We start from the raw sequence: 13,851 nt of genomic DNA, 5'->3' as shown, positions 1-13,851 counted from the left end.
ACTCCCGAATCAGGGCGCGCCAGGGAGGTCCTTGAGCCAGGGCCGAGCCCGTTCGAGGGCCGCGCTGACGGCGAGGACGGTATCGTCGCCGAAGCGCGGCCCCGCGATCTGGAGGCCGACCGGGAGACCGTCGTCGGTCGTTCCGGCGGGCGCGGAGGCCGTGGGGTGGCCCGTGAAGTTGTAGGGAAGCGTCAGGTGCCAGCCGTTCCGGTGGCAGTTCTCGCCGTCGATCTGTCTAGGAGTATCGGCCCACTTCCCGAAGGGCGGGACCGAGACGGTCGCCGACAGCAGGGCATCGTATTTCCCAAATATCGACTGGAGGCCGTCGAAGACCGCCGTCCTGCACTCGTTCGCCCGGACGTAGTCGACGGCAGGGAGGTCGCGCCCGGCCTCGATCGTCTCGACGTCGTACTCGGTGAGGTGCTCGCGATGATCGGCGTAGAGGTCGAGGCCGCGCTCGTCGGCCAGCCGCTCGTTGGCGACGGCGTGGCCCGCGAGCGACCAGGTTCCGTACATCGTCTCTATGATCTCGCCGTGGCTCGCACCGAGATCGACGTCGATCCGGTCGATCGTCGCGTCGGTGGCAGCGGCGAGGTCCGAAACCGCCCGATCGACGACCGGACGGACCGCCACGCTTACGGGAAAGGTTCCCAGATCGGGGCTGTAGGCGATCCGGCAGTCGTCGATCGGCTCCTCGCAAGCCTCGCGGTAGCTCCCGCGTGGCGGGGGTAGACAGGTCGGATCCTCCGGGTGGGGGCCGGCGGTCGCGTCGAGGAAGAGCGCCGCGTCGGCGACGGTCCGGGAGAGGGGGCCGACGTCGCACATCGGGGTGAAATGAGAGAAGCCGTCGGGGCGCTTGACCATCGGGATCCGGCCGTAGGAGGGTTTGAGGCCATATATCCCGCAGAACGCCGCCGGAATACGGATCGAGCCACCCGCGTCCGATCCCTGGGCGATCGGGACTTGGAAGTCGGCGACCGCGGCCGCGGAGCCTCCCGAGGAGCCCCCGGCCGTGCGCTCGCGGTCGAACGGGGTCGCGGTCGCGCCGACGAGGTCGTTGTGGGTCGCGCCCGAGCGGCCGAACTGGGGGACGTTGGTTTTCCCGACGACGATCGCACCCGCTTCCTTCAGCCGGGCGACGACGAGCGAGTCAGATTCGGCGACGTTTCTCGCAAAGAGGGGGCTGCCCTGGGTCGTCGCCAGCCCTGCGACGTCGTAGAGGTCCTTTATCGCGACCGGGACGCCGTGGAGCGGCCCCCAGGACTCACCGTTCTCGAGAGCCCGCTCGGCCTCGCGAGCGCGCTCCCTGGCGCCCTCGCGATCGACGGTCACGAACGCGTTGTGGTCGTCGCCCGCGATCCGCTCTAGGTGGTCCTCGACGACGTCGACCGGCGAGAGCTTCCTCAAGCGGATCCCGTCGGCGAGGTCGCTCGCCGAGCTGAAGGCGTGTGCCATGCACGGGCCGAGGAGAGCGACCGACCTGTCGCTTTCGGTGGATCGCCCGGATCGACACGTACACTTATACGGACGGCGCCGATCGAATCGTACATGATCGAGGTCACTCGAACCGACCAGTACGTTCGGAACAACGAGAAACGAATGCCCTTCCACTTCGGGAACGTCGTCGCGAGCGAGGGCGCCCACCACTTCCTCGAGATCGAACTCGAGATCGACGGCGAGTGCGCGGATGGGATCTCGATGGTCGGGATCGCGCCGCTGTGGTTCCTCAAGGACCCCGACCGCTCGCTGCCCGAGCAAAACGAGTTGCTGATCGAGGTCTTCGAAGCGGCGTGCGAACACGCCCGCGCGGTGGAGGCCCAGCCGACGGCGTTCGATCTCTGGCACTCCCTCTACGAGCGCCAGGCCGAGTGGGCCGAGGGGAACGAACAGCCGCCCTTGCTGTGGAACTACGGCGTATCGATGGTCGAGCAGGCGATCGTCGACGCGGTCTGTCGCCACGAGGAAACTACGTTCGCCGAGGGGCTCCGATCGGACGCCCTCGGCGTCGAACCGGGCCGGATCTACGACGAACTCGCGGGCGAGGACGTCGCGGAGTACCTGCCCGACGAATCGACCAGGGAGGCCGCCGTCCGCCACACCGTCGGACTGGGCGACCCGCTTCGCGAGGGCGAGATCGCATCCGACGACCGCCTCGACGACGGCCTCCCCCAGTCCCTCGAGGCATACGTCGCCGAGGACGGCGTTGATCACTTCAAGATCAAGCTCTCGGCCGATCCCGACCGCGACGCCGAACGGCTGGCCCGGATCGAGGAGGTACTGGAGGAAAGCCCGCTCGAGTCGTGGTTCTGTACGGTCGACGCCAACGAGGGCTACGACAGCGTCGAGGCGTTCAGAGAGCAGTGGGAGCGCCACGCTTCCGACCCCGATCTCGCGCCCGTGATGGACGCCGTCGCCTACGTCGAACAACCCCTCCCCCGGAGCGAGGCGCTGACCGACGGGACCCGGGAGGTCCTGACCGATTGGGACGGCCGCCCGCCGATCATCATCGACGAGTCCGACGACCGCCTCACGAGTGCGGGCCGCGCGCTCGAGTGTGGCTACGCGGGCACGAGCCACAAGAACTGCAAGGGCGTGTTCAAGGGCGTGGTCAACGCCTGCCTGATCGAGAAGCGCCGGCGCGAGGGCGACCGGGAGTACGTCATGAGCGGCGAGGACCTCACGACGATCGGGCCGGTCGAACTCCTCCACGATCTCGCGGTAATGGGCTCGCTGGGAATGGACCACGTCGAGCGAAACGGCCATCACTACTACCGCGGCCTTTCGTTCCTCCCCGAGGACCTCCAGGAGACGCTGCGAGACGCCCACGGCGACCTCTACCGTCGCCACGAGGAGGGGTTCGCCACGCTGGATATCGACGACGGCCGGATGTCGTTCGGGAGCGCCGTCGACGCACCGTTCGGCCGCGACTTCGACCTCGATCCGTCCCGGTTTACCCCGCTCGCGGAGTGGTCGACCGATTCGATGTACGACTAGCGGGCGGTCACGAGGGGAACGTCAGGGAAGCCGATCGTAGGCGCCGTCCCAGGGGCGCTCGCGCTCGACGGCCCCGCTCGCGGCGAGCACGTCGCCGTCGCCGAACCGGGGGCCGACGACCTGCATGCCGACCGGGAGGCCGTCGATCGATCCAGCGGGGACTGAGGCCGCGGGGTGGCCCGTCATGTTGAACGGCCACGTGAGCAGCCAGTCCGCGCGGGAATCGACTTTTTCCCCATCCACTCGAACGTCGTCCAGCGAGTCATTTGAGATGGGAGGAACCGAGACGGTCGGCGTCACGAGCAGGTCGTACTCCGCGAACACGTCCTGAACGCCGTCGTAGATCCCCGTTCGAACCCCGTCCATCCGGCCGAGATCGACCGGCGACAGGTTTCGACCCGCCCGGATCCGCTCGCGGAACTCCCGGGGAACGTCCTCGGCGTCGTCGCCGAGGAAGTCCACGCCACGGCCCCGCTCGATCGAGTCGGCGATCTTCGCGCTGAAGGCCTGCATCAGCCCGTACCGGGTCCGGTCGCGCAGGGTCTCGAGGGGAGCACCGAGATCGACCTCCACGGGTTCGACGGTCGCGCCCGCCGCCTCGAACGCCGAGAGGGCGTCCTCGATCTCCTCACGGACGGCCTCGCTCACGGGAAAGATCCCGAGGTCGGGGCTGTAGGCGATCGACCAGCCGTCGATCGGGCGCTCGGGCGCGGCGAGATAGTCGACCCCGTCGTCGGGGAGCGAGAACGGGTCCCGAGGATCGGGAGCGGCCATCACCGACAGGGCGAGGGCGGCGTCGCCCACCGAGCGAGTCAGGACGCCCTTGTCGACGAACGGCGAGTGGTGGCGGAAGGCGTCGGGCCGGGCGGCGCCGGGGATCCGGCCGAAGGAGGGCTTGATCCCGTAGACGCCACAGAACGCCGCCGGGATGCGGACCGAGCCCGCCGCGTCGCCGCCCTGGCCGATCGGGACCATTCCGTCGGCGACCGCCGCGGCGCTACCTCCCGAGGACCCGCCCGCGTTCCGTGTGGGATCGAACGGGTTCGAAGCGGGGCCCACGAGGAGGTTGTCGGTCACCGGCTTGTGGCCGAACTCCGGGGTATTGGTCTTGCCGACGACGATCGCGCCCGCCTCCTCGAGTCGCTCGACGAATCCCGCCGTATGGGTCGCGACGTTGTCCGAGAACGCCCGACAGCCGAAGGTGTGGCGGATCCCCTCCCGGAAGCCTGTGAGGTCTTTGAGCGCGATCGGGACGCCCGCCAGCGGGCCGACGGACTCGCCGGCCTCGACGGTGGACTCGATCTCGCGGGCCCGCTCGCAGGCGTGGTCGCCGGCCACGGTGATGAACGCCGTCAGCTCGTCGTTTCGCGACCGGATCCGCTCGAGGTGGGCATCGACGACCGCCGTCGGGGCGAGTTCGCCGGCACGGACCAGATCCGCGAGGTCCGCGGCCGAGCGGGGTCGCAGCTCCGTTGTCATCGTCCCGCCGGAGAGCGCGCGCGGGCAAAAGCGTACTGGTGACCCCGGAGAACCGAGTGTTTTGATGGGCAAAACGACCTGTGTGAACCAACCCCGAGAAAGAGGATTACGGTCGTACGGTCGTAATCCCTGGAGGATCGGTCGGTCATTCAATGCGTTAATACTGGTATTATTGGCCGGCAACGCCGGAGGAGTCCGGATCCGGCGCGGATCGGGGCCCTCCTCGCCCGGACCGGGGCGGTCGGCTCGATGGCCCGACCGGCGGCGAACGATCGGTCGCCGACCGGTTCCGCCGTCGGTCCCGGCGGACTGCGATCGGTGAAAATCGTTTCACAGTCCAAAACAGTGTGTGGGTGTGGGACGGTACCACGGCCGTCGAATGGGCGTTCCGGGGATCACGCGGTCGTTCCCGCGTCGACCCGCTCGAGCCCGTTTGCCCTGGCGAAACCCATTCGTTGGGATGCCAACAGTTAAGACTAAGCCGGTCGGTACGGACGAACGGATAGATGTGCCGTGCTAGTTCGTCGGGAGGGGTCAGTGGATGATCGACGTCGGGATCCTCGGACTCGACACGAGCCACGCCGAGAAGTTCGCGGCGGCGATCGATAACCGGCCCGACGCGGCCGTCGCCGGCGTCTGGGACGACGGGGAGGTCCGCGAGGAGTCGTACGTCTCGGCGTTTCGCGAGAAGTACGGTGCCGCCCGCTACGACCGTCCGGAGGCGATGGTCGGGGAGGTCGACGCCGCGATGGTGCTCACGGCCGACTGGGACCGCCACCGCCCGATCGCCGAGGGTTTCCTCGAGGCGGGGGTTCCGACGTGTATCGACAAACCGATCGCGGGGCGCCTCGGCGACGTCGAGGAACTGCGAGCGACGGCCGAGCGGACCGGAACGCCGATCTGTGGGGGCTCCGCCGTCCCCCATCATCCCTCGATCGACGGGATGCGCGACGACGGCGGCAGCCACGATCTGTTCGCGGCCGGCTACAACGGCCCGTTCTACTACGGAGTCCACCTCACCGACACCGCTCGCCGGGTCTGTGGCGCCGACTGGACCGCCATCGAGCCGACGACCCACGGGTCGGCGACCGCGATCTCGTTCGCCGACGGCTCGACGGCGACCCTGCGCTTTGCCGGCCCGACGAACCCCTCGGCGTTCGGCTTTCTCGACGTCGGCGAGACGATCCGAACCGCACGAATCAACGGCGACGAGACCGAACTCGAGCGGATGTACGATCCCTTCATCGACGCGTTTCTCGCGACCGCCCGCGGCGAGCGCGACGACGCCGACTGGCTGTTCGACGCCGCGACGCTCCTGCTCGGCGTCCAGACCGCCCTCGAAAACGGGGTCGTCGTCGAGCCGGGGAGTTCGGAACTCGCCGCGGTCGACCGCGATGGTGCCGCGTTCGCCGAGGGCTACGAGCCCCTGTACTAGGGTGGCAGGTCGCCGGCATCGACCATCGCCTCCAGGGGATTGTCCTCGATTTCGAGGGGCGGTTCGACGCGCCCGCGCCGGCGTGCGGACTCCCAGATCCCGAAGACGATTTCCGTGGCCGCGAGCCCGCGCTCGCCGGCGATCGGCGGCTCCTCGCCGTCGAGGCCGGCGACGACGGCGGCCATGGTCGCCTCCTGGGCGGGCCGGGCGTCGACCGCGACGGTTTCCCACGCGCCGTCGGTCCGGATCCGGTACTCCTCGCCCAGCCGGAACTCGATCTCGCCGTCGGTCCCCAGGAAACGGTTCGTCCGGTTTCCGACCGCCTCCGCCCCGCCGCCCGTCGAGCACAGCGCGTGACCGCCCGACTCGTAGCGCCACATGCCGAGGGCCTGGGCCTCGGTGTGCATGTCGGTGTACCAGACGTGCTCCTCGGGATAGTCGATCTGACCCATGATCCACTCGACGCCGGGGTCGCCCGCGACGCAGTTCGCGACGTCGACGTGGTGGATCCCCGTCTGGAGGAGGTCCCGGCGCGCGAGTTCGATCCGGCGCAGGTTCCCGATCGCCCCCTCGGCAACCCGCTCTTTGATCTCCCGGGTGGCGCCGGCACATCGGTTCTGGAGGTTGACAGTGAACTGGACGCCCTCACGGTCACAGACCTCGACCATCCGGTGGCTCTCGCCGTAGGTCGGAGCCATCGGTTTCTCGCAGTGGACCGCCCGGACGGCGTCGTGGCCGGCACACTGCGCGACGAGGTCGGCGTGGGTCGCGGGCGGCGTACAGACGCTGACGACGTCCGGTTCGGCGGTCGCGAGCATCTCGCCGACGTCCGTGAAGACCCCCTCGTCGAGCCCGAACGCCTCGCCGAAGTCGCGGGCGTGGTCGGCGACGACATCCGCACAGGCGACGAGCCGACAGCCCTCGACGGCCTCGTAGGCCTCTGCGTGGCGATACCCCATCGAGTACCCCCCATGGTCCGATCGGTCGGGATCCGGGCCGGTCCCGACGATCCCGATCGTGTAGGCGCTCATCGGCCCGTAGTTGTCCGAACCCCGGGATAAACGTGGCGGTCGCTTCAATCCGCGATCAGCCGTTCCATCGCCTCGAGCTCCCGCCGGGCGACGGTCTCGCGGTCGACCCGCCGGACCGTCGACTCGTCGGTCACGGAGCCGTCGTACCCCCGCTCTGCGAGGGCCTCGACCAAGGGAGCGTGATCGACGTCGCCCTCACCCAGGAACTCCCGGCGGAAGACCTCCTCGCCCCGACCGGTCTCGAGGGCGAAGGCGTCCGCCCGGTCGGGGTCGTCGATCCGCGAGAGGTCCTTGACGTGGACGTGGGCGAGCCGGTCGCCGATCGCCTCGAGGCTCTCGGCCCCGTACGGGTCGTCGGCGATGAACATGTTGCCCGCGTCGTGGATGACGCCGACGTTCTCGCGGTCGATCCGCTCGATCAGATCCATGGTCGCCTCCGTGGTCTCGGTCAGCCGATGGGAGTGGATCTCGAGACCGACCGTCTTGCCGTACTCCGCCGCGAGGTCCGCGGCTCGTCGGAGCCAGGTCGCCGCCCGCTCGAGGTCTTCCTCGGTGGCCTCCCGAATCGAGGGGCGGCCGGCGCCGTGGCGCAACAGATTGACGTCGAGGATCTCCGCGCGCTCGAGGAACGCCTCGAAGGTCTCGAGTTCGGCGTCGCACTCGGCGTCGTCTTTTCGGGCATACCCACCGGTATAGGTCGCCAGACAGGGCAGTCCCATGTCGTGGTCGTCGAGTAGCTCCCGGAGCCCCTCGACGCGCTCGAGGGAGACGTCCGCGGGGAAGTGTGGCTCGCGGGCCATGATCTCGACGCCGTCGTACCCGATTTCGGCGGCCGTGGCGATGGCGTCCTCGAGCGATCGGTCGTCGAACGTCTTCGTAAAGAGGGCGGTGTGCATCAGCTGGGACAAGCAGTGATGGGCGAATAAAGGTTCGCGTGACGCCGCCCGTTCTCGTTCGGTTCGACGTTCGCGGCGGATTCGATCCGACGATCGTCGACGGATCGCTCCGATGGCCGAGGTTTTGTCGGACGTCACACAATATTTTTATATACCGTACGACCAATGAAACGGTGTATGTCAGGCAGAGACAGGCGTCGAACTCGAGCGAAGGATTTCTCCCGCCGGCGGTGGCTCCAGGCGATGGGGATCGGTAGTGCAGCGACTCTCGCGGGATGTCTCGGGGGGAATGACGACAGTGGTAACGGCAACGGAAACGAGAACGGCAATGGCAACGGAAACGACAGCGGAAACGGCAATGGCAACGGAAACGGCAACGGCAACGGCGGCGACGATGGCAACGGCGGAAACGGCGGTAACGGCAACGGGGAGGGATCCGACGGTGGAAACCGGACGCTGACCCGGATCGCGGGAAGCACGCTCCCCGAGGAGTACAACTGGAACCCTCTCGGGGAGCAGTTCCCCTCCCGGATGTCCGACTTCGCCAACGATCGCCAGACGATCGTCTACAACAACGGGGACGTCGAAACCCTCGCGATCGACGAGTGGAACTGGGACTCGGACAACCTGGTCCTGACGAAGACGCTCCGTGACGACCTCGTCTTCTGGAACGGGGACCAGTACACGGCCGAGGATCTCTACACCTGGGACGAGATGAACCGGCTGATGTCTCCCGACGGGAGCCAGTACGAGAGCATCGAGATGGCCGACGACCTCACGATCGAGTACACGTACAAACAACCCAAGAACCCGGCGCTCATCGAGACGACCGACCTCGGCGGAACCGACGGGAACATCGGCCCGCTCAACGCCGACATCTGGCGGCCCCACATGGAGGCGCTCCAGGACGCGACCTCGGACGAGGAACGCGACGCGGCCTCGACGGAGATCCTCGAGATGCAGATCGGCATCGACCAGTACATGAACGAGGGGCTCGGAACGGGATCGTTCCAGCTCGTCGACTGGTCGACCCAGGGCGTCACGTTCGAGCCCGCGGACGGCCACCGCTGGTCCGAGGACGTCCAGATCGAACAGTACGAGGAACTCGTCGCCGAGGGTGCCGCCCAAGACGAACTGATCTCGAACCAGGAGGTCGACTTCGCCTCCGTCGCGATGGAACAGAAGTACAGGGAGGTGTTGCCCGACCACTACCAGGACCTGGCGAAGTACGCCTCGAAGTTCATGTACTCGATGATCATGAACTGGAACCACACCGAGGCGTTACAGGACCTCGCCGTGCGACGGGCCATGGCTGCGGTCATCAACACCCAGGAGGTCGTCACCAATTTCGAAACCGGCCTCCCGATCGACGTCCACACCGGGATCGAACAGCAGTGGAACGAGACGTACATCGGCGACGATCTCGAGAACTTCATCGACTACGCGCCACAGTCCACGGACCACGAACTCGCCGACGAGTTCCTCGAGGCGGGCGGCTACAGCCGCGAGGACGGCACCGTCTACAACCCGGACGGGGAAGAGCTCGAGCCGATCTCGATGCCGATCGGCACCGATTACTTCTTCAACGTCCCCGGACAGACCGCCCACGGACAGCTCCAAGAGTACGGTTTCCCGATCGTCTTCGAGGGTCAACAGGAGACCCAGGTGACCGAGCGCAGGAACCAGACCATGGACTGGGGCCTCACGCTCTACAGCCACTACGCCGCAGACTACCAGCACCCGGTGGGCTTCTTCCGGTACAACCACCCCTTCGGGCTCCGTCTCGTCTCGCAGACGGCCCTCGGCGGTGAGGGTCCCGCCGACGACGCGATCGACGGCTGGCTCGAGGAGGGGCGAACTCACTCGCCGTACAACGGAAAACCCCTCGTCTGGGAGATCCCGACGGAGATCGGCCAGCGGGACCTCTCGGGCGAGACCGAGGAGATCAACTTAGCCGAGACGGTCCGGGAGATCATGGTCACCGACGACGTCGAGTGGACCAACGAACAGATCAAGAAGCTGTGCTGGATGTGGAACTTCCACATGCCGGAGATCGACCTCCTCTACCGCCAGTCGGGCCGGTGGGCGAACACGCGTGACTTCGACTGGTCCGTCGACGAGGAGTGGCGCCTCGAGACCAACAACGCGCTGTACCCCCTAATCAAGAACGGGACCGTCGGCTACCCCTGACGAGAGCAGGTACTCCGAGACGGTTCGACGCCGGCGTTTCTTCCCTTTTTCCTCGCGATGCGCGACGAAAGCCTCCGGAACCCCTCGAACAGTCGCGACGCCGTCGACGCGGTGATCCGGGGTTGGGCGTGGGGGTACACAAAGGCTTATATGAGAATGGGACGGTCATTCGGTCATGGTATGGGGAGGCAGCCGAACTCTCGCTACGCGCCAGTGCGAACGGTACCGTAAAGTCGATTCTTCACGTTCGGGTGACTATCCATGACTGCTCGCAACGAGACGTCGCTATCGCTCGACGCTGGAGGCACCGAGACGCTGATCGAAGTCCGAAACGCGTCGGTGACGTTCGACATGGATCGTGGCCGGTCGAAGGTGATGGACGACGTCACGATGGATATCCACCGCGAGGAGATCCTCGGGATCGTCGGCGAGAGCGGGAGCGGCAAGTCGATGTTCGCCTCCGCGCTCATGGACGCCGTCGTCGACCCGGGCGTCCTGACCGGCGACGTGATCTATCACCCGCCGGACGGCGACTCGTTCAGCGTCCTGGACCTCGACGACGAGGAACTCAAGGAGTTCCGCTGGGAGGAGATCTCGATGGTGTTCCAGGGGGCGATGGACTCGTTCAACCCGACGATGTCGATTGGCGGCCACTTCGAGGAGACCCTTCGCGCCCACGACTACAACGTCGCCGACGGAATGGACCACGGTCGCCAGCTTCTGGCGGATCTCTATCTCGACCCTGACCGCGTCCTCGACTCCTATCCACACGAGCTCTCGGGGGGGATGCAACAGCGGGCGCTGATCGCGCTCAGCCTCTTGCTCAAGCCGAACGTCCTCGTGATGGACGAGCCGACCGCTGCCCTCGACCTCCTGATGCAACGGTCGATCACGAGCCTGCTGGCGAACCTCCACGAGGAGTACGGGATCACGATGATCTTCATCACCCACGACCTCCCGCTGGTCGCGGATCTCGCCGACCGCTTGGCCGTGATGTACGCCTTCGAGTTCATCGAGGTCGGACCGTGTTACGACATCCTGAAGGACGCCGCCCACCCCTACACCCGGGCCCTGCTGAAGGCCGTGCCGAACCTCTCGTCGGCCCTCGAGGAGATGGAGCCGATCGAGGGCGACAGTCCCGATCCCGTCGACGTTCCCTCCGGCTGTTCGTACCACGTCCGCTGTCCGCTCGCGGACGAACAGTGTCGATCGACGGATCCGGGATTCGAACGCGTCTCGGACGGCCACGAAGCCGCCTGCTTCTACTGGGAGGACGCCCGAGAGGAGATCACGTACACGCTGAGCGATCGCGAACAGGAGGTGACGTTCGATGAGCGTCGATAAGGATCCGGTCGTCACGCTCGAGGACGTCGAGGTACAGTTCACGAACAAGTCGCTGATACAGACCCTTCGTCGGGAGAAGGATGTCGTCAGAGCGGTCGACGGCGTTTCCCTCGACATCCACGAGAACGAGGTGATCGTGCTGGTCGGAGAAAGCGGCTGTGGAAAGACCACGCTCGGAAAGACCGCCGTGGGTCTCCAGCGACCGACCGGTGGCTCGGTGAAGTACCGCGGCCAGGACGTCTGGGACGCGAAGGACGGCAACGGCGACGTGACGGTTCCGTTTACCGACATTCGGCGATCGCTCCAGATCATCCACCAAGACCCGGGGAGTTCGCTCAACCCCAATCGAACGATCCTCAACAGCCTCTCGGTGCCCCTGAAGCGGTGGTACCCGGACATGGGCGTCGACGAGCGGGAGGACCGGATCCACAGGCTCCTCGAGTACGTCGGGATGAAACCGGCGTCGTCGTACGCCTCGCGCTATCCACACCAGCTTTCCGGCGGCGAGCAACAACGGGTCGCGCTGGGTCGTGCCCTCCTGATGAACCCCGACGTGATCCTCGCCGACGAGGCGGTGAGCGCGCTCGACGTCTCCCTGCGGATCGAGATGATGGATCTCATGCACGACCTCCAGCGGGAGTTCAACACGTCGTATCTGTTCATCTCCCACGACCTCGCGAACGCCTACTACTTCGCCGAGAAGGTCGGCGGCCGGATCGGGATCATGTACCTCGGGAAACTCGTCGAGATCGGCGCGGCCGAGGAGATCATCCGGAACCCGAGACATCCCTACACCAAGATCCTCCGGTGGGCGACGCCGGTCATGGATCCCGATGCGGCACGGGAGGCGGCGACCGAGCCGCCGATGCGCAAGATCGACATTCCGGACCCGAAGAACCCACCCAGTGGCTGTCGGTTCCACACCCGGTGTCCGAAAGCCCGGGAGGCGTGTACCGAGGAGGTCCCACGGTTGTTGCCTGCCGACGGGAACGGTCGATCCGAGGTCGCCTGCTTTCGCTCGGAGAGCGACCACGCCTACTGGAACAGCGAACCGCTGCCGGAGTGAGCGGCTCCCACGGCCCGCCAGTCTAGTAGCTCCGTCTCGTACAGACGACGACGGCGACCGAGAAACAGACGAGGACCGCGAGGAGCGAAACGATGTTCACCACGACGATGACGAACGTCGGGCCGTCCGGTTCGACGACGGTGAGTGAAACAATCGAGAGCACGATCAGGACGAGTGCAAGCGAGATGCCGAATATCAACTGGGTCTTGTGTGTACAGATTTGCTCGCCCAACTCCCGTCCGAACGATTGACCCATCGTGTAGTGACCCATCGCAGACACCATCATAAGCGTTCGGAAAGGTGGCGTGAGAGACGTCCGGACGGTCGGCCGAAAGAGCGACGACGTGTGTGAGAGGGTGACGTAACCTTTAATAACGAGTGCTGAAATGAGATCCTATGAACTACTATGTGAGGCGCATAGGGCAAGCGATCGTCACGTTATTTTCTGTTATCACGATAACGTTCGTTCTGTATCGGCTCATGCCTGGGGGGCCACTGGACATCATGCGCCAGCAGATGATACAAGAGGCAGTCCAGCAGGGCCAGGACGTCAACGTCGAGCAGGTCAATCGGATGATCGAGTTGCGGACGAACGTCGACCCCCAACAGCCGGTCTACCAGGCGTACGCCGAGTACATGATCAACATCGTCGTCTATCAGGACTTCGGGGAGTCGATCTGGCGGGGCGAGCCGGTGTTCGACATCCTCTTTCGGGCCATGCCGTGGTCGATCTTCGTCAGCATTTACGGCCTCCTGATCGGGTTCACCCTGAACATCCTGCTCGGGGCCGTCATGGCGTACAAGGAGGGCTCGCGCTTCGACGCCGTCGCCTCGATCGGTGCGACGTTTCTCAACTCGGTTCCGTACTACGTCGGCGCCATCCTGATGCTCTCCTTTCTCGGGTTCCAGTTCGGCTGGTTTCCGACCAGAGGGCGGTACGATCCCGCCACGGTCGAGGGGTTCAACCTCCCGTTCATGCTGAGCGTCCTCCATCACTCGGCGTTGCCGATCGCCTCGACGATAATCGTCGGCTTCGGGGGAACCGCCCTCTCGATGCGCGGGAACTGTATCCGGGTCATGGGCCAGAACTACCTCCGGGTCGCGAGGCTCCGGGGGCTGAGCGACAACCGGATCGCCATCCGCTACGTCGGACGGAACGCGATCTTGCCCCTGTATACGAGCTTCATGATCGGGATCGCGGCGATCTTCAGCAGTTCGATCATCATGGAACAGATCTTCACGTATCCGGGCATCGGCTGGTACACGTTCGAGGCGCTCTCCCAGCGCGATTATCCCCTCCTGATGGGGCTGCTCATCTTCTTCTCGACGATCACCGTCATCGGGATCATGATCGCGGATCTGACCTACGGACTGATCGATCCACGAGCCGGAACGAGCGACCGGGAATCCTACTAG

The 13,851-nt window shown here is 66.0% G+C and carries 11 protein-coding genes; 6 read left to right on the top strand and 5 right to left on the bottom strand.

What is annotated here, in order from left to right; translation table 11 throughout:
• Nucleotides 1-9: 9 nt before the first annotated feature.
• Entirely contained in the window at nucleotides 10-1,455 is a 1,446-nt protein-coding gene (locus LCF40_RS07515; protein WP_224827975.1) for an amidase, read from the bottom strand.
• Nucleotides 1,456-1,548: 93 nt separating this feature from the next.
• On the opposite strand from LCF40_RS07515, the gene LCF40_RS07510 reads away from it, so the two are divergent.
• Complete coding sequence (locus LCF40_RS07510) at nucleotides 1,549-2,994, top strand: enolase C-terminal domain-like protein (protein ID WP_224827974.1); 1,446 nt, start codon at nucleotides 1,549-1,551, stop codon at nucleotides 2,992-2,994.
• 21 nt (nucleotides 2,995-3,015) lie between these two features.
• Here LCF40_RS07510 and LCF40_RS07505 read toward each other — a convergent pair whose 3' ends face one another.
• Nucleotides 3,016-4,473: an amidase gene (locus LCF40_RS07505; RefSeq protein WP_224827973.1), complete on the bottom strand. Its 1,458-nt coding sequence runs from the start codon at nucleotides 4,471-4,473 to the stop codon at nucleotides 3,016-3,018.
• A 541-nt stretch (nucleotides 4,474-5,014) separates the two neighbouring features.
• Between LCF40_RS07505 and LCF40_RS07500 the strand changes: the two genes are divergently transcribed.
• A complete protein-coding gene (locus LCF40_RS07500) occupies nucleotides 5,015-5,908 on the top strand; it encodes a Gfo/Idh/MocA family oxidoreductase (RefSeq protein ID WP_224827972.1) in 894 nt (297 codons plus the stop codon).
• Here LCF40_RS07500 and LCF40_RS07495 read toward each other — a convergent pair.
• A complete protein-coding gene (locus LCF40_RS07495) occupies nucleotides 5,905-6,939 on the bottom strand; it encodes a Gfo/Idh/MocA family protein (protein WP_224827971.1) in 1,035 nt (344 codons plus the stop codon). The genes LCF40_RS07500 and LCF40_RS07495 overlap by 4 nt on opposite strands.
• A 44-nt stretch (nucleotides 6,940-6,983) precedes the next feature.
• On the bottom strand, nucleotides 6,984-7,835 hold the full coding sequence (locus LCF40_RS07490; RefSeq protein ID WP_224827970.1) for a sugar phosphate isomerase/epimerase family protein: 852 nt from the start codon (nucleotides 7,833-7,835) through the stop codon (nucleotides 6,984-6,986).
• Between the two features lie 177 nt (nucleotides 7,836-8,012).
• On the opposite strand from LCF40_RS07490, the gene LCF40_RS07485 reads away from it, so the two are divergent.
• The 3 genes from LCF40_RS07485 to LCF40_RS23390 all read left to right on the top strand — a co-directional run bounded on the left by LCF40_RS07485 (nucleotide 8,013) and on the right by LCF40_RS23390 (nucleotide 12,435).
• On the top strand, nucleotides 8,013-10,025 hold the full coding sequence (locus LCF40_RS07485; protein WP_224827969.1) for an ABC transporter substrate-binding protein: 2,013 nt from the start codon (nucleotides 8,013-8,015) through the stop codon (nucleotides 10,023-10,025).
• A gap of 261 nt (nucleotides 10,026-10,286) precedes the next feature.
• The gene (locus tag LCF40_RS23395) at nucleotides 10,287-11,369 is read left to right on the top strand and encodes an ABC transporter ATP-binding protein (RefSeq protein WP_318247893.1); all 1,083 of its coding nucleotides are present in this window, start codon (nucleotides 10,287-10,289) and stop codon (nucleotides 11,367-11,369) included.
• Nucleotides 11,356-12,435, top strand: a complete 1,080-nt coding sequence (locus LCF40_RS23390) for an oligopeptide/dipeptide ABC transporter ATP-binding protein (RefSeq protein WP_114576422.1) — start codon at nucleotides 11,356-11,358, stop codon at nucleotides 12,433-12,435. The genes LCF40_RS23395 and LCF40_RS23390 overlap by 14 nt, the downstream gene beginning before the upstream one ends.
• Before the next feature lie 22 nt (nucleotides 12,436-12,457).
• Here LCF40_RS23390 and LCF40_RS07475 read toward each other — a convergent pair whose 3' ends face one another.
• Complete coding sequence (locus tag LCF40_RS07475; protein WP_224827968.1) at nucleotides 12,458-12,691, bottom strand: hypothetical protein; 234 nt, start codon at nucleotides 12,689-12,691, stop codon at nucleotides 12,458-12,460.
• A 140-nt stretch (nucleotides 12,692-12,831) separates the two neighbouring features.
• On the opposite strand from LCF40_RS07475, the gene LCF40_RS07470 reads away from it, so the two are divergent.
• On the top strand, nucleotides 12,832-13,851 hold the full coding sequence (locus LCF40_RS07470) for an ABC transporter permease (protein WP_114576424.1): 1,020 nt from the start codon (nucleotides 12,832-12,834) through the stop codon (nucleotides 13,849-13,851).

This window comes from Saliphagus infecundisoli (genome assembly GCF_020177375.1).
Lineage (GTDB): Archaea > Halobacteriota > Halobacteria > Halobacteriales > Natrialbaceae > Saliphagus > Saliphagus infecundisoli.
The sequence above is the reverse complement of the archived record's forward strand: the minus strand, read 5'-3'. Positions and strand labels throughout refer to the sequence as shown.